Annotated in this window: 12 protein-coding genes and 1 pseudogene; 4 read left to right on the top strand and 9 right to left on the bottom strand. The window is 34.0% G+C overall.

Annotated features, from left to right (window positions below; all coding sequences use genetic code 11):
• Positions 1-2 precede the first annotated feature (2 nt).
• Positions 3-914: a helix-turn-helix domain-containing protein gene (locus L0B53_RS00155; protein ID WP_235059296.1), complete on the top strand. Its 912-nt coding sequence runs from the start codon at positions 3-5 to the stop codon at positions 912-914.
• 914 nt (positions 915-1828) lie between these two features.
• On the opposite strand, the gene L0B53_RS00150 is transcribed toward L0B53_RS00155, so the two are convergent.
• Complete coding sequence (locus L0B53_RS00150) at positions 1829-3121, bottom strand: hypothetical protein (RefSeq protein ID WP_235059295.1); 1293 nt, start codon at positions 3119-3121, stop codon at positions 1829-1831.
• Between the two features lie 545 nt (positions 3122-3666).
• Positions 3667-4890 carry a site-specific integrase gene (locus L0B53_RS00145; protein WP_235059294.1) on the bottom strand — a complete coding sequence of 408 codons (1224 nt, stop codon included), beginning with the start codon at positions 4888-4890 and terminating at the stop codon, positions 3667-3669.
• 860 nt (positions 4891-5750) lie between these two features.
• Between L0B53_RS00145 and L0B53_RS00140 the strand changes: the two genes are divergently transcribed.
• The gene (locus L0B53_RS00140; RefSeq protein WP_235059293.1) at positions 5751-6719 is read left to right on the top strand and encodes a hypothetical protein; all 969 of its coding nucleotides are present in this window, start codon (positions 5751-5753) and stop codon (positions 6717-6719) included.
• Between the two features lie 336 nt (positions 6720-7055).
• Positions 7056-7823: a DUF4886 domain-containing protein gene (locus tag L0B53_RS00135; protein ID WP_235059292.1), complete on the top strand. Its 768-nt coding sequence runs from the start codon at positions 7056-7058 to the stop codon at positions 7821-7823.
• Positions 7824-8101: 278 nt separating this feature from the next.
• Here the strand turns inward: L0B53_RS00135 and L0B53_RS00130 are convergent, their stop codons facing one another.
• Entirely contained in the window at positions 8102-8311 is a 210-nt protein-coding gene (locus L0B53_RS00130; RefSeq protein WP_235059291.1) for a double zinc ribbon domain-containing protein, read from the bottom strand.
• Between the two features lie 436 nt (positions 8312-8747).
• Positions 8748-9635 (bottom strand): RNA polymerase sigma factor RpoD/SigA, encoded by an 888-nt coding sequence (locus L0B53_RS00125; protein WP_235059290.1) that lies wholly within the window; start codon positions 9633-9635, stop codon positions 8748-8750.
• 817 nt (positions 9636-10452) lie between these two features.
• Between L0B53_RS00125 and L0B53_RS00120 the strand changes: the two genes are divergently transcribed.
• Complete coding sequence (locus tag L0B53_RS00120) at positions 10453-10689, top strand: RNA-binding protein (protein ID WP_235059289.1); 237 nt, start codon at positions 10453-10455, stop codon at positions 10687-10689.
• Positions 10690-10760: 71 nt separating this feature from the next.
• Here the strand turns inward: L0B53_RS00120 and L0B53_RS00115 are convergent, their stop codons facing one another.
• The 5 genes and pseudogenes from L0B53_RS00115 to icmH form a co-directional block, all read right to left on the bottom strand.
• The gene (locus L0B53_RS00115) at positions 10761-11291 is read right to left on the bottom strand and encodes a hypothetical protein (protein ID WP_235059288.1); all 531 of its coding nucleotides are present in this window, start codon (positions 11289-11291) and stop codon (positions 10761-10763) included.
• 415 nt (positions 11292-11706) lie between these two features.
• The gene (locus L0B53_RS00110) at positions 11707-12432 is read right to left on the bottom strand and encodes a protein kinase domain-containing protein (protein WP_235059287.1); all 726 of its coding nucleotides are present in this window, start codon (positions 12430-12432) and stop codon (positions 11707-11709) included.
• Between the two features lie 46 nt (positions 12433-12478).
• Complete coding sequence (locus tag L0B53_RS00105) at positions 12479-15547, bottom strand: type VI secretion protein IcmF/TssM N-terminal domain-containing protein (RefSeq protein ID WP_235059286.1); 3069 nt, start codon at positions 15545-15547, stop codon at positions 12479-12481.
• Complete coding sequence (locus L0B53_RS00100) at positions 15532-15915, bottom strand: hypothetical protein (RefSeq protein ID WP_235059285.1); 384 nt, start codon at positions 15913-15915, stop codon at positions 15532-15534. The genes L0B53_RS00105 and L0B53_RS00100 overlap by 16 nt, the downstream gene beginning before the upstream one ends.
• Positions 15912-17164 (bottom strand): annotated as a pseudogene (icmH, locus tag L0B53_RS00095) (type IVB secretion system protein IcmH/DotU). Before icmH ends, L0B53_RS00100 begins: the two are co-directional and overlap by 4 nt.
• Positions 17165-17167: the final 3 nt, after the last annotated feature.

Raw genomic sequence — 17167 nt, 5'->3', positions numbered from 1 at the left:
TTATGTCTAGAGTAGCCACAGACTGGGTATGGAAACTCGATGTAAAACCTGCAAGCTTAAAGCTGCTTTTGTTATCCATGGCAGATAGAGCCGACGAAGAGCATTGTTGTTTCCCCAGTATCACTCGATTAGAAAAAGACACCGGTTTAAATCGTAAAACAATCATATCAAGTCTTCAGTCACTCGTTGACATGAAGCTACTCAGGGATACAGGACGTAGAAAAGGGATCACAAGAAAAGTTAAAGTGTACTGTTTGATGAATATCGAACCTGAACAACATAACAGTAAAATTCATCGAAAAATTAAAGCATTAACATCTATCCCTAAGATTAAGCGTAATAGTCCCAATATTACCCCTATTAAACCAGCCGTGGAAAAAGAACAGTCCCAAAATCGGAATGATTCCAATAACGGGACTTTGAATAGTCCCAAAATCGGTACTTTGAATAGTCCCAATTTCGGTACTCAGAACCAGTCATTAGAACCACCCATAGAACCAAAGAAAAATAAACAAAAAGAAAATTTGGTTTTTCCGCTTAAAAATCAAAAACAGTTCATCGTGTCTGACGAGGAGATATCGAGTTGGCGATCTGAATTTCCCGACTTGGATATTTCGAAGATCTGCCAAGATATTTTGTGTTGGTTACTGGCGAACCCGAACAAACAGCGTTCCCAAAAGCAGACGCAAGGCTTAATCATCCGTTGGTTTAGTCGTTTGCGTCCCAAACCTACTGGCGACATCAAGCAAAAACTATCATCCAAAGCCCAAAAGCTACGTGAGATTTCATTGGCGATAAATACAGAATTGGAATATTTAACCAGTGCTAAACGACGGGGTTACGCTGCCCATGTGATCCAAATATCAGAGAGAAAGATCTCACAACTAGAGCATGAAAAACTTGCTTTCGCCTAGCCAACATATTGTTTTTGTGGCTTTAATTTGACATTAATTTTGTATGATTTTAAAAGGATTTATGATGAATAAACAACAACAAGAAATTATAGAATCTGATTGTGTGTACATCAATCGTAACGAGTGTCTCATTTTATTTGGCGTCTCAGGCTGTATGTTTGATAGAAAGATCCGAACAAGCCAAAACTTCCCAAAACACTGTACTGGAAGGCTCTATTCAAAAAAATCGGTACTGAATTGGATGCGTGATATGGATTTGTATTGAACTTAAGCAGTTCAGTTTTAGAGAACATGAGATAAAAATTAATCGAAAAGAGGGCAAGACACGCCCTCTTACCGCTCATTTTGGATTATTGGAGCTAATATTTTAATTGGTTATATTTATCCATAAGGTATTAATTGTCAGGTAACCAAATAAAAAATGAAGAATATTTACTCCTAAATTTAAGCTTAAGAGTGTCCAGTTTCAAGCTTGCCAATCCATTATTGACTAGCTTGTTTCTATCCATCTTCGAGTTAGCAGGATAGATCTTAACTAAATCGTTTCTGCCCCATGGCTTGTTAGGGACTTTTCCTATCAAGTTTTAAATAAAGACATTCTGCTTAATATTCTTCATGCTAATAACATCTAAAGGTGTGACCATGTGACCAAATTTAATTACAACTAAACAAGCCTACTGTACATTGGCCAGAGGAGCTAAAAGGTTTTCAGCAAAAAATGCAGACATAGGTTTCGTATTCATAGCTCTCTCCCAAAATTGACATTTTAGATAACTACTTACCTATCATGTTAAAACGCATCAACTAGTACTAACACCAATTGATGCTGTTTTTCTCTTAACTCTATGACTTTCAATATGTTTAAATTAGAGTTTTAATCTTTTTATTCTAGCAAGGTGGTTAAAATGCGAGGCTCATTGTTTGCTTACATGAAAATCGTTGATGATAACTTTCACGTCTTTTAGATCATCTGCTTGATCCCCAATACGAATGATGAAATTAGTATTGAACATTATACCTTCTGTAACACCACCCAATACAGCATCACCATAAGATAGGGCGGATTTGCCTTCCTTATTAGTAAGTTCGTACACTGGCTCTGCAACTAGGAACGCTGCGTATGTCGAGTATTCTTCTGCAACTGTCCCATTAGTATTACGAGTAACTCGACCATTTGACCAAATTTCGAAACGACTTTCTGAGTTCCATCCATTTAGGTAAATCTGCATGTATGCTTCGTCAGAAGTTAGTTGTTCTGCAGGTGCATCAACATCAAACGATACAACATAGTCGCTTAATATGTGCTTACCTGTGAACTTTTCTTTAGGATAAACCCAAATCGGATTACCATCTGTAGTTTGTTTATTTCCACTACCCACCACTACAGTCGCACCGCTAGTATCGTGAGATTGATAATCACCACCCACTATCTGTTCATCAGTCACTACAGGTGTCGGAGGCTCAATAACGATAGGATCAGATGGAACAAACTCTGGTGGGTTAATGATAATGCCACCATCTTCGTTATAGTTTAAAATAAATGGTAAGTGTTGGTTAGCTTTATATCCAGTTGCTATGATCTCATTCCCGTACTTGCCTGTTTCAATGTCAACTGTAGAATCAATTAATACATACCCAAATGAGTAGTCATATTCGACTTTTTTTGATGCTTTGACACTGGTTATTTCGGTCACATCATGTGCGTTTAAATGGATTGATTCAACATCATTTGAATTTTCTATTGTGATGTATTGCCAAGCTTCATTTTTAGCTTCTATGACAACATTAGTAAGACTGCTATTCACTTCCACATTACCACCAACTGTATAGAACGGAGTAGTTTCTGCTTCAATGTTATCGACTAGATTATGAGATAAAGTTAATGTACCTTCACCAGTAATATCTAATGTAAATGTTTCTGTTAGTGAAATAGTTTGACAATAATCAGTCTCAACCTCATCTGTTAAACATAATACATAATCATCAACAATAAGTGCGTGGGTGAAACCATTACTATCTGTTTGTTTTTGATAATTAACACCATCATCATTAGTGGATAATTGGTCTAGCTCAAGCTGAGGAACCTGAGTTGATACAGTAACAGTTCTAGTTTCAGAAGATGGAGTATTATCACCATTACTCTCACTATCACAACCAGCTAAAGAAAGAACACCGATAACCGATAAAGCTACATTAGATATTTTCATTCAATTACACCATTTAAATAATAAACAATTTTACGAACTAGTACCAAATAAATCCAAAAAATCACTCTGTTTGGCTTTGATGTGTAAAGCCTACAGCTTTACGTCCTAGTATGCAATAATTATTTTCAATTTTTTAATGAATACAAAAAATAACTATTTAACATAATTAACTCACAAAGGGATAACTGAGGTAGTGCAAAATTCATTATCAATAAAGGAAATCAACTATGTAGTCACAACACGTTAGTAGCTCATAAGCTACAATATGTGGAGTGAAATAAAATGAACTGATTAGCGAAACCCAATATTTAAAAATAAGTATTTGTACAAGAGCTTTACATCGATAACTTATCTGTAATCACAAAGTGATCATGTTTAAATAAGAAAGTAATAGTTGTTCTAGCTACCCAATTCTGAGTCAATAAACTCCTTTACTGGCTAACACATTTTCATACAAAAACGTGTTTAAAATTGATCAATCTTTATTGTGACTTACTCACCCGTAATTCACCTGAAAAGTGATCAAACTCTATTGGACTCCGACATTAATTTGTAGTGATTATCTTGTTTTCAATATGGTATAGTTCAAGAATATACTCACACCAACGTTCGTAATACTCTCCCTGCTCGTCTAAGTAGTCATAGTCTAAATAATGGCGTGCAACTCCCGTATTCACTTTATGGCCAAGCATCGACTCTGCAACATGAAAATTAAACCTTAACGGCTTTCTTTCCCATGCATTCCGGCAAACTCGCCTAATATCATGAGTTGTCATTGTGGTAAGCCCTTTAGACACTAGCCGTTCATTGACCTTATTTTTGATATTATCAACAACGTGACGAGATAATGGCTGCTCTTTTCCATTTCTAGCTGGGAACAAATATTGGCTTGAATTTTCGGGTAATTGTTTGATTAATTGCTCTGCCAATTTGGGGATTACTCGTAAAATAGGTGCTTGTGATTTTTTTCCTGTTTTGTGACGATTGGCTGGCAACGTCCACACCTTATTTATCAAATCAAACTCACCTTTCTTCGCATCCAACAATTCACTACGACGACAACCAAAAATAAGATAGAGTTTATACAGAATACGATCTTGCTCTAGAGAGTGGATTTCATTGATAGCTAACCAAAACTGCCCTATCTCTTCCGTTGCGATATGGTTCGTTCTTCGAGACTTTACAGCACCAATATCGGCTGGATTTAATGGTCCAAGTGGATTTTTGGCGATAATGTCATATTTTACCGCTAGATTGAGGGTACTTTTGATATTGGTAAAAAGCGTGAAAAGATAACCTGGTGAGACGATTGTTTTAATTTTATTCAACTGAACAACGTAATCCATTCGGGTAGCTTTAGCTAACTCAAAATGTCCAATGCGCTTTTTTAATAAGCCACCATAACTATACTGTTGGCTATTCAAGGTTTTAGGAGATAGATCTAGTTGTTGGCATTTGAACCTAAAAAGATCATCATACGTTTTAATCGCGCACTCATCTTTCTCTTGTCTCACTCTTGGGTCAATACCTTGCTCTAATAGTTCACTATACTCATTAGATATTGCAACCGCATCGCTGATCTTCATAGCAGGATAACGTCCCAATACAAGTTTAAAACGGTTACCATTCAGTTGACTTCGGTATAACCAACTAATAATTCCTGTCTTGGTAATTCTCACAAATAAGAATGGACGATAAGCAATAATCTGTTGAGTTGGCTGAGGTTTATTATATTTAGAACGTAAGTATAAATCTGTAACTTTTGGCATAGTTATGCACTCCATTGCTAACCCTACCCAATAAATAGGGTACCAACAGAGTACCGAAAAGGTACCATTCATTTTTGACTATAACTGAGACTTTGTAGAAAAAACGAATAATCAGTAATAAAAACAGACTAAAAAGCAACAACACAAAATGCTTATAAACCATTTAAATTCATAAAGATAAATGAAAAAATAGACTAAGATTGATGAAAAAACAGGTATGGATAAAACTGTATATACAACCAGTAATATAACCACATTCTATTGGAAGAAAACAGCCATCTAGAAGCCATTCACCCAATGTCATTAATGGCCATGGCGATTGATGATTAACATAACCAATTGATAATAAACTGATTAATCGACATGAAATGATACTTATAGCCTCCATTGCTTCTATTTCTTGTAATAAATAGTATGGGGGCTTTTTATTTTTTGATTATCAAAAGGTACCATCTAAGGTACCAACATTTTTTACTGTGATTTAAAACCAACTTTATTAATTTGATATCTTTAAAAAGTGAAATAGACGTCCTATAACAAGCTTTAAAACCCGATTCTGCACAATTCGATACCGATTACTCAAAAATTGAACGCCTTACTAATTCCAACTAAAGCATTATCAAACACCAGAGAAGCACTCACCGAGAAAATTCCCTCAGCAACACCCCACACTGTCGAGCAAGAGAGAAACAAAGGATGTTTAAATATCTGCGATTAGCTGCACCAAAGTTTTCAGTTATTCTTAATAAAAACACCATTAACACATAGAGTAATTACTGGGCTTTGTACTCTACCCTAAATATAAATGTTTGATCACCTATAATTAAAAAATAAAATTGACCTTGTAAATGGCTTCTAAAATGACACGATATGAAAAGAGAATAACAAGAATAGAAGATTCAATCATCACTATCAACAGATCTGATAATCATATCCAATATGAGTTGCTTGAATGGTATGATGATCAGAGGGTCGTTAAAATAACTTTAAATATTGAGAAAGTTTCCACCGAAGATCAGAATAAATTATATATTATTGATTTATTCGGCAATCATCCAGAAACCGGAAACTGCAACAAAGGTTATGGCTCCAAATTAGTAACTTTTGCAATTTCACACCTAAAATCAATGATTGGCTCGAAAGAATCTTTTGATTTGAACTGTTCTTTTGTTGGAAAATTAAGCAATGTAAATGGAACAAATGAATGCCACGCTAGACGCGTCCACTTTTGGAGCAAAACAATTGGTTTTACGATTAATGATCCCACTGATGAATATTCACCCATGAGTGCCAAACTACGCGACTTAAATTCAGGAAAACACCAAGTCATCAATCTGATAAACGTCGATTGTTTTAGTGACAAAGCGATCGCTAAAGCATTAGCATGGAGTGACAAAGATGAAGTTGTCTTAGGTATGATTCAGAGAGATTTGCTCCAAGTTAAACCTTTACTCTGTCGCATTGAGTCTTATCAGAAGAAAATTTTCAATCACAGTAAAAAGAAATCAGTACATAAAATAATGGCATTAGCCGCTACAATTCTCTTGGCCACAACCCTAGATAAGATATTGATACCATTTACTATTCTATTAATTGCACTGGTAGTTTACAACAAACAATTTAAAACCAAGAATAAAATCCTTCTTGATTCAATCGACCATGACAAAGAAAAACTTAATACAATTAAAATAGGCCTGAATTTAAAACTTAAGGCATCACACAGGTTGCCAGTTTTTAAACTAAGATTAGCTAAAAGGCTTCGCGTTGAAGAAATCCATTACAGCAGAAGTGGTTTTGATGATTTAATTCATGTTTTTCTTTCTGATTAGAATCAAATGACAAGTCTGAAATATAAACAAGAAATAAATGTGTTTCTTGTTTATTTCCCAAAATACTGACCAAGAAGACTTGATCAAAAAAAATCGGTATTTGATGCGATTCATAATATGGATTTGTATGAATGCCTAAAACTCTAATATACAAAAATTAATGCCTTATGTTAGTTTTTAACGTGAAAATATATGCACTTAGTTTAATTCTTAATGTCAAATTTATACATTCTTGTGTGACGAAGATCTAGTTTAAAGATGGGAAATACCTATTCCCATTGTCAGATTTCCTAGGTACTTTAATCTTTCTGTAAATTCTATCACATGGGTAACATAATGAAATTATTGAAATATTCTGCAATCGGCTTAACGATTATATCTGCATCTTGTTTTGCAAAACCACAGGCGGATCATCCAAGTCAGACACTTGAAAATGAAAGTAAAATTGTGGCACTTTATGGTAATTCATATACCCACTATAATAATCATCTAAATACTCGCTTGCGTGATCTTACTCGTTCATTAAAGCCAAACAATGCAGATGGTTATAGTTACCGCGGGTTAGCAATCTCAAGTGGTCGTCTAGGCTGGCACGAAAATAACTTGAAGTTCCAATATACTCAAAAAGATTGGGATACTGTTGTTTTTCAGGGCCATTCAACAGAACCAATTACAAATAATGAAGATAGCCGTAAATACTTTGAAAAATCAGCAAAGCAAATGGCTAGCTACGCGCAAAGTAAAGGCTCTCAAGTTGTATTTATGATGACTTGGGCTAAAAAGTCTGAGCCAGAGAAGTTTGATGACTTAGCTGAAGCGTATATAAACATTGCAGAAGAAACCAATAGCTATGTTGCCCCTGTTGGTTTGGCATTCGAAAAAGCGATTAATGAATACCCTGAAATCGAACTGTATCATACCGATGGTTCACACCCTTCTTTAGCCGGTTCTTACCTAGCTGCTGCCACCCTTTATTCTACGTTATACAATGCTTCACCTGAGGGTGGTGCAATTCCAATTGATACTGATATGAAAGAAGACGTTGCGCAAAAATTACAACAAGTTGCATGGGAAACTGTTTCAGAATTTAGAACTAAATATTAAGATTTCAATTTGGTTCAGTTAGCCGTTTAATCCAAAATAAAAGAGGGCTAAATGCCCTCTTAAACTCAATTATAATTACGGGATTTGATATATCTATCATAGTATCACCATTAAAATCCCATTTTCTTATAACCAAGAGTAAACAAAGTACATACTAAAAACCAAGCAAATAAAGATTAAAGCGCCAATACAACTAAATTCAATCGTTGGATTTTTTGATCGACAATAAGGACAAATGATAGCATTTTGACTGATAAGTTCATCGCAAAACTGGCAATTCACGCGCTCGTTCTTTTCCATGACTTGGCTTGTTCCTCTTTATTAAGGGGAGTACCACATTGAGGACAACGCTCTTCGCCGACACAAAAAGATGCACTACACTCGGCACAATCTAATTCATCGTAAATTTCCGCGCCACATGAGGAACAAAAAAGATCATCATCACTGAGTCGACCTTGGCATTCCTTACAAAAAAACTCTGTTTTCATGTTATCAATCCTATTTTTCTCGTGAGTTAAATAAGATAGTAATAATCATATTTCTACTTGAAAAGCCTTTAGGTGTCACATTTTCGATAATGAATAACGGTTTAATATTTTGTTGCTTTTAATAAAATACTGTCTCAGACCTAAAATAATCGAAATGAATAATGAGGGATATTGACAACCTAGTTGACTGAAGTATGAAGGGGGTATATTTAAGTATTGATTATTGCTTTAATCAGCATGATTAACTTCAACTTTGATATCATGCACCAATAAATCTTCTAATTTATTCGGTGCAGAGTTTATCAAAATAGACGACAAATTTAAGATGATAGCATCGTCCAAGATCTATGTACTAATCAATCAAATTAAAACTTTAAGATCAACCAACTCCATTATATGGCTCATCTTAAAGATTTTAAGTTTTATTTAACCGCAATTACATAAACATGCTTAATAATGTTTCTTTTTCTAAACCTCGATCCTCAACAATATGACGAAGCTTAGTTAGTGACTTAATTTGAATCTGACGAATACGCTCACGAGTAATTTTATACATACCGCTAATTTCGTCTAATGTTGCTGCATTATGTCCAAGCAAGCCATAACGTAACATTAAAATATCACGTTCTCTCTCTGACAATTCATAAAGAAGTTCAGTCAACAACACATGTGTTTGATCCTGTTGAATCTCTTCTTCTTGATTAATTTGAACTGCATTAGGTACAACTTCTTCAATTGAAAGATTCGAGTTATCTTCACTAACTAACGTATGAATAGAAACAATGGAGTTATTACTATTCAAGACCTTTGTTACGCGACTCTCTTTTACATTAACGTGCTTTGCGATATCTTTAGTAGAGACATCACCTTGATTATCATTATTAGAAAGCTCTTTGTTTGCACGTAGATAACTACTTAACTCTTTTACAATATGGTTAGGTAAACGAATAGTACGAGACTTATTTGAAATACCACGCTCAATTGCTTGCTTAATCCACCAAACAGCATAAGTAGAAAATCTAAAACCTTTTTCTGGGTCAAACTTTTCGATTGCATGAATTAAACCTAAGTTACCTTCTGAAATAAGATCTAAGAAATCCACACTTCCACTACGATTTCTGTATTTGCTCGCCATCTTAACAACAAGACGTAAGTTACTTGAAATCATTCTATCTCTAGCAACATTGTCCCCTGCTTGAGCTAAACGTGTTAATGTTTTTTCTTCATCAGCAGTTAATAGCTCATAGTTTGCTACATCCTTTAAATATAAATCTAAACCTTCACGATCGAATGACTCATTGCTTACGTTAAATTCTGTTTGCATTATATTTCCTGTGCTTTGATTATATATAAATGTCTTATACAAAACGGCTAAGGTGTAGGTCACGTTTAGATACAACATAAGGAATAACTAATGATGCCAAATTGTTGCTTTAAACTCACAGTGCCAACTTCTTTGAATATGTAGTATTTATTCATCCACATAATGTCATTCAAGAACTGGACACTGATAACTCTTTCAAGGTTTGTGCTCGTTTCGATGGGTGCATAGTAGATATTTTTTCCGTTTCGAGCATAAATTAATCAAAAAATATTGATGAAAAAATTCTGAACAAAAATAATTTTATAAAATTTTTATAAATTAAAGATTTATACAAATAAAATACCCTCTAAAACAAGTACTTAAATAAAAACAAAAAGAGTCAAAAAAAGCTCACATAACGATAAATATTATAAATAAAATATATTTCAAACGCACTTTATCTGCTAATTTTATCAATATCACGTAAATAAAATATAAAGTATTCATCATGACGATAAAGGATTGATAAGTTTTTTAATAACAAGGCCAAAAAACGTGCCATCTTGCTTTAAAAAATGGTGATACAGAAGATTATCTAATCACATTGATACAAATTATTATCAATTAGTAATCAAACAATGATGTTTCACCTCTCTTTCAAAAAACAAATTCTAGTTTCTACAGATATAGAGCAATTAATCTTGGTTTATTCAGGTAAAGCTGCGACAATTCAAACTTAAAGAGCCTTTAGATTATGATTCTTAAACAGGGATGAGTAATTTATCTTCTCTATACAATCCCATATTTAAATGATAGCCCTAACTAAATAGGAAAATTGATGAAACTTCTAGTTCGTAACCTTGCTCGTACTATGACTGAGCACGAAGTCCGTGTTTTATTTTCAGACTTTGGCTCAGTCTCGGAATGTACACTCGTTTTAGATCAAGAAACTGGCGTGTCAAAAGGATTTGCATTTGTAGAAATGGCGGATGAAGATGAAGCAAAATCTGCAATCGCTAATCTTCATATGAGTAGCGTGGCAAAAAATAAAATTAGAGTGAAAGTCGCACAATAAAATTAAATGGTCGCATCAATTAAAACGTTATTTCTAGTTAAATTTGTTGCGACCAATCAAAGTTCATCTTATTAATTTGTCATCTTCTTTAGATTCTTTATCCTTTTCTGTTCTGAGCGTCTTTGATAGTACATTCGAAACACTCCATCATAACCAAGTAAAATCAGTGCCATCATAATAGCCACATAAGTAAACATTTCATCGGTTTCAACACTTTCACCTAATACCACTCCAACAATAAAAACGAGAATTGGTTCAACATAACCAAGTAGTCCAAACAAAGTAAAAGGTAACTTGGTTACACCGTACAAAAATAACAACATAGGGGTAGTACTAAGAGCGGCAATAAAACAGGCAAACCATTGAATTCGATTTAATGATTCTTTATAAACAAACTTCCCGACCAAGACTAATGTGAGTGGTAGTGAAAAATAGCCTAAAGCAATATTTAAAATTTCCTTATTTAGTGGACCCCAAATAAAAATCCAAAACTGTGCACCAACCAACAATCCAGAAAGCAGATATCGATGCCAACGCCGCCATTGTAAGATATGACTTAAAAATAACTTTAACCTTCGGCTAAATATCAGTACTAATATCATACAAATAAAACTCCAAAGAATACGTTGAGCGGTTAGCCAATGACTATCACTATTTACAATCTGTGAAGGTTCTAGCTGAGGCTGATACTGGATATAAAGCGGCATAAGCGCAAAAAAGCAGGAAGCTAAAAGTGATGCACAAACACCTTTACATGTATTTGAGTTATTTAAGTAAGACGAGACGATTCACTCCATGAATCTAAAAATGATAATAGATTAAATTATCATAGATGTTGATGATGAGTGATATAAATAAGAGGGAAAAATCAAAATAATATTAAACAAATGATAAATAAAATAGAACAGTTTCGAGTATGAGGAGTATATACATCTAAAGTAATTTTAGTTGCTCGTAGGCGGCAAACAATCAGGTACGAATAACAACCCATCCTCTTCACGTAATAAGTGAGTATCGTTATTTAATTAATTGTTCATATTTAACCATTGAAAAAAGATAATCTTCAATTAAGCTAACAACTGATTGATCGAACCATAGAACAAGTCGTGTATGTGGTAACAAATCAACTAGCTCTGTAATACTGCATGAAGCTGATTGATATTGAGGAGCGATGATATTTAACACTAAACGACAAATCGCATAGTAATCATCTGAATAGTGAGCCGTAACATTACGATTTGGCGGGCAATATGATGGGGTGAAATGTTCTATTCCTTGTTCTTGCCAATTATCACCTAAGTAGCGACAACTAGCAAAATCAATGAGCTCTATATTAACATCATCTACCAACAATACATTAGACAGTTTAATATCACCATGAATAATATGCATTTGATGAAGTCGATTAACCTTTGTAATTAAATCCTCTATAAGCGGTGAAAGGCATTTAATTTTTTCACGCCTTAATTCAATTTTATTATTCCACTCTTGAAGAGAAACACCTGGAATGAAATTTGTCTCTAAAATCGAATTTTGGTTTTCAATAGCGAGCTGACAACGTTGAAAAGCAGTTAAATCAAATAAGGAGAGACGTTCAATCCATAATGCCTCTCTCTGTAATAGATAACAACCAACAAGATTGTCAGAAAATTTAACCCTAATGAGTTGATTTTCTTTCTCGACGACAAAACTGTTAACAGATAAAATTGTGCGGTTTTGTATAGGATAACTATCTTCTATCATTATAAACCTAACCCCAAAAAAGTTTGAGACGTTGTAACCTCTGACATTATAAATTTTCAGGAAGGTTGATATTGATAAAGCCCTGCTCTGTAAACAGTTTCTTTCCATTATTCAACTGCAAAATAAGATCGACATATTTCTCATTAAACCGACAACGCCAATCTAATTCATTCACTCCCGGTATAGAAGCACTATTACAAAGACTTGCTAATTTAAACCAACTCCAATGCCCCGTTAACACTTGTTTTGTTACGGTTCCTTGATCATCAATAATGGTCAAGGTTAAATCTTGCATTTGATTACTAACAATGGGCCAATGTTGTTTTTTCCATAAAGAAGGTCCATTTTGATATTCAAAAAGTCGTTGTTCACCATCAACTGAAAACTGAACAAGTGACGGCGACATTTTCTTTGCTTGAATAAGAAAATCAAATGCGAGTTCATTATCGATGAAAAGTTCTTGTTGGATTTTGGCTACCGCGGTGATTAATGGGTAATAACGAATATTTAACGGGAATGTTTTATTTGGTATAAATGAGTTCAACTGGGTACCAGAAATCCCAGTTTGAGAATAGAAGCCTTGATACTTAATAACAAAAAGATCGAACATTCCTTTTGATTTGAAGAATAGTTCAAAACTATCTAAGTTTGCATCAAACTTAGCTGTCGCGTTAAAGGGGTATTTATTATTGAAATTCTGTAAATAAAAATCATATAGCGGCATCCAATCATTATTTATCACATCTCTAACCTCTTCAATAGCCAAGCGATTTAATGTCGTAGAATAATCTCTCAATACTGAAGATAAAAACACTACCTGATAACTATCAGCAAGGTCATAAAGCCTTGCCAATGGATTACTACTATCTTGATTATGAAGTTGAGTTAAAAAATAATCTCCACGATAAGCAGTAGTTTTTGATTTTTTTACCCAATCACTGGTCTCTTTCATCTGTTTGATGGCTAAATTTAAATCTGTCTGACCAGACTTTTTAACCTCAACTAATTTGTGGATAGCATTAAAAGGGGCTGAGATCGATTGCATTACACGAACAAACTTATCATTTTGAGCAGGCGGAGTTTTATCAGCTTTCTTACTATTCTGATTAGCAATACTGTTTTTTCCTGTTGGATTAGATTGGCTTTTATCTTGTTTAGTCGTATCAGTCTGAACGAATACGTCCAATTTTGTATTATCTGCCACTAATTGATAAAACTCGGTAATGGGTGAAAATAGTGGATCAGAAACCACATCTAATTGATTGGTAATACCTCCCCAATTATCTGTCACTTTCCATTCCACATTATTTAATAACGCTTTCCAATAACGAATATAATCATTAATATAACGTTCTCTTAATTGACGATTAATTCGGTTAAGTTCTGCCTCACCCCGAATCCGTCCCATCACACCTTCATACTCTTGAGTTGCTTCGGTTGCTAATAATAAACCTGTCTGGTTATATAAGTCTTCAAATCCTTCTTTCGTAAATAGATAAGGAATTAAATACCCACTAAATCCTTTTTTAAAGCTTAATACTTGTTTATAACTTGGTGAAAGCTGACGACGGATATCAACTCGATGAGCAAATTGTTGATGCTGATATATGTGTTGATACAAAAGTTCACTAACATCATCAGGTGACAACGATGAACGAACTAAATTAAGTAACTCTTTATCAGACTCTGGAGGTATAAAGCCTTGAGATAATAAATCATAGGCGAGTAATTTAAATCGCTCAATTAAAGGCAAATCTCCCTCGCCTTCTTCCTGTAGGGAATGGACGTAGTAATTCACCAAAGAATCAATATTTTTCCTTTTAGAACTATAGAGAATTTGGTGATAATTTAATAATTCCAATGTTTTGACTTTGTCGTCAAGTGCCTGATAGACAAACATATCTTTCAATAGATAATCACGCATTAAAATAAGTAATACGTGGCTAAGTTCATGGTAGTAAGTCGCCTCAACTTGATCTTGAATACTTGAATTAGGTATAAAATTAACGATATACCACGGGTGATTGTTGGGATGATAATAATCTTTTATCTCTCTCAATTCATATAAACTAAAAACTGGTGACGAAAGGTCATCTGGATTTATTTTATTACTTTGTAAATTGATTTTATACTTCTCTAAACTAGCTAATGCCCGACTATCCATATTCTGTTGATAATCGTAATTAACTTTAAATAGCAGCGCTAAACAGACAAAAAAACTGACTAATCCAGTAAAAAACAAAAATTTATAACTACGAAATTTTAGCTCTTTTTTGCGATTTACACCGACAAGTTGGAATTCATTAACGATTAACTTATTAAATAGGTGCTTAGTAAATAGACTCACAGAGTGACTAGTTACCACTTGTTGCTCTATCTTTTTGCAGCCTAGTAATGAAGCATTAATATTTTTTAACAAATCTTGACTCGGTACGTCACCACCTGTATTTAAAAAAAAGTATCCTCTGAAATGTAAAGTAACTTCATCATAACGGTGCTGATTAAAGGTAAGAGATAAAAAGTCTTCTAAATCATAACGAAGCGCAGATAATTGAAAAACGCCAGATAACGAAGCACTACGATATTCTTGGTTTAATTGTTGGCGTAAGACTTCACTTGTTGTCATTGACAAGCGATTTAATAATTGATCATAGGAGTCATCAAACCAAGCTTTATTGTAACTAATTTCATCAGTTAATGGCTTAAGTGCACCATAAGGTTGGTCACGTTGTGTTTCATCTAAACTGGAAAATAATTCACAAAAATCCTTAATTGCAGCCATATTAGTGAACAAAGAATAAGTTGGAATGATCACACCGGAACGAGAATTAAATTCAGCTAAAACAGAACGGTAACTCTTACTTAATTCATTAACTGCATCTGGGCTATTATTTACCAAATCGGATAAGTTAATTGAACAAAGAACACCATTTAAAGGCTGTCTAGAACGTTTAATCAATAATTCTTTAAAAAAAGCATTGATATACTGCTTTAATTTCTCTTCAGGTTGTTTGATATTTAAAGAAATAACAATCGCTGATTTTGATGCCCAAAAGTGAGCTAAATCTAAATTAACAGGTATAGATTCAGAAAGTTCAATCAATTCAAAATCCATTTGACGAAACAGCTGATCGTCATATTGGTGATGAGTTGAAAGGTGAATATAAAAGGGGTTTGATAAGGGTTTTTTTGAAGTTCTCGATTTCTATCCCAAAGTAGAGCGAAATAACTCTCCATCACTCGTTGAAAAAGTTGAACTTGCTTATATTCTTCACTCGCTTTATCCACTCTTTTTCGAGTAAACAAAGAATAACTTAACCAAGCAATTAAAATAAAAGAGATAACGATAACAATAAATTCAACAACTAACGCCATCAAAGGCCTAAATGTTATCAAGCCGAAGAAAAAGAATAAGCCAGTAATAATAGCCACAATAATGAGAGAAATGACAAGAGAATAACCTAATGCTTTTTTATTTTTCATTCTTTGCTCTCCTTGTTAATCACACGATAGATGAAGGCATCAGGGATTCCATACCTCTTGACTTGTTTAAGCGTTGTTTGCGCATCTTGCAAACTGGTGACAGAACGATAAATGACAAAGCTCTCGCCTACTTTAATAATCTCTATATCAGACATAGTTGACGGTAAACGACGAACAACTTTTTGTGCTTTTTGCATAGTTTCAAGTGTGGCTAATTGAATTTCCCATACTTGATTTGACGACGAGATCCGTTTATTTGTTGCTACCTGGTCATTAGACGCTGTAATTTTATTGGTTATGGTTTGTTTATTTGAAAAAATATTTTTTTGATAAGAGTAAGGTTTAATATCATCCGCTTTACTGGTAAAGACATAGCGTAACTCATCACCCTCTCTACTATTTTTATAATATTTATCCGTAAAATCATCAAGATTGACAAAAGGCTTAGCATGCTTGTTAATAATACCTTGGTAATAATAATCCACAGCTAACCAACCAACAACAATAAAGAATAGAGACCATGCCAAATATTGAAAAGGTTTAATGGGTGATATAGGTGTTGATTTTTTAATAGCCATTTCTTGATTATTAACCAACATGTCGATACGTTGATCCAATTGAAATTTTCTTTCTTGACTAAAAATCGTCTCTTCAATCTTTTGGGTAATTAGTAATAGTTCATCCTTGTGGTCTTGACGATAACGCCCTTTAAAACCGACACGAAGTAAAATATAAATAATCTCGAGTAAATCTGCCAATAATACCGGTTGCATCAACGCGCGTTCAGCAACAATAAAAAATTGCTCCCCTCCATTTTTAATACCAAAGAGTTCACTAACTAGAGTTTGATTCTCCCATCCAACTCTTTCCCCCAATCAGTGTGAATAATTTGCTCATCAATCATTACGGCATAAATAAAACAAAGCTTATCCGCAACAGGAGCAGGATAATCGAGCTTAGCAACACGATACTTTACTTCTGTCATTTTCAGTTTTAACTGACGACGAAAGTTGATGGTATCATCAAGACAAGCGATATTCTTGATCGAAATCGACAGCGCTAATAACTCAGAACTTGCAGAGACCAACTCATTATTAAAAGGTAAACCTTTCTGCAAAGAGAGTTGATAACGCGTAATATTTTTTATTAAATTAAGGTTCTCTAAAGTTACCGTACCTGAACCATCCTCAGTCTCCCCCGATGGTTTAGATAATATTGTTACTGTATCATCATCGAAAATATCACTCATCCG

Origin of the sequence: Vibrio sp. SS-MA-C1-2, from assembly GCF_021513135.1 — a bacterium.
Lineage (GTDB): Bacteria > Pseudomonadota > Gammaproteobacteria > Enterobacterales > Vibrionaceae.
Note: the sequence above shows the minus strand (reverse complement) of the source record. Positions and strands in the feature narration are given on the sequence as shown.

What these genes read in the sequence shown, in the direction of transcription:
- L0B53_RS00110 (WP_235059287.1), bottom strand. Translation starts at nt 12,432, where the DNA reads ATGATAGAAGATAGTTATCCTATACAAAACCGCACAATTTTATCTGTT.
- L0B53_RS00120 (WP_235059289.1), top strand. Translation starts at nt 10,453, where the DNA reads ATGAAACTTCTAGTTCGTAACCTTGCTCGTACTATGACTGAGCACGAA.
- L0B53_RS00105 (WP_235059286.1), bottom strand. Translation starts at nt 15,547, where the DNA reads ATGGATTTTGAATTGATTGAACTTTCTGAATCTATACCTGTTAATTTA.
- L0B53_RS00100 (WP_235059285.1), bottom strand. Translation starts at nt 15,915, where the DNA reads ATGAAAAATAAAAAAGCATTAGGTTATTCTCTTGTCATTTCTCTCATT.
- L0B53_RS00140 (WP_235059293.1), top strand. Translation starts at nt 5,751, where the DNA reads ATGACACGATATGAAAAGAGAATAACAAGAATAGAAGATTCAATCATC.
- L0B53_RS00130 (WP_235059291.1), bottom strand. Translation starts at nt 8,311, where the DNA reads ATGAAAACAGAGTTTTTTTGTAAGGAATGCCAAGGTCGACTCAGTGAT.
- L0B53_RS00125 (WP_235059290.1), bottom strand. Translation starts at nt 9,635, where the DNA reads ATGCAAACAGAATTTAACGTAAGCAATGAGTCATTCGATCGTGAAGGT.
- L0B53_RS00115 (WP_235059288.1), bottom strand. Translation starts at nt 11,291, where the DNA reads ATGATATTAGTACTGATATTTAGCCGAAGGTTAAAGTTATTTTTAAGT.
- L0B53_RS00150 (WP_235059295.1), bottom strand. Translation starts at nt 3,121, where the DNA reads ATGAAAATATCTAATGTAGCTTTATCGGTTATCGGTGTTCTTTCTTTA.
- L0B53_RS00135 (WP_235059292.1), top strand. Translation starts at nt 7,056, where the DNA reads ATGAAATTATTGAAATATTCTGCAATCGGCTTAACGATTATATCTGCA.
- L0B53_RS00145 (WP_235059294.1), bottom strand. Translation starts at nt 4,890, where the DNA reads ATGCCAAAAGTTACAGATTTATACTTACGTTCTAAATATAATAAACCT.
- L0B53_RS00155 (WP_235059296.1), top strand. Translation starts at nt 3, where the DNA reads ATGTCTAGAGTAGCCACAGACTGGGTATGGAAACTCGATGTAAAACCT.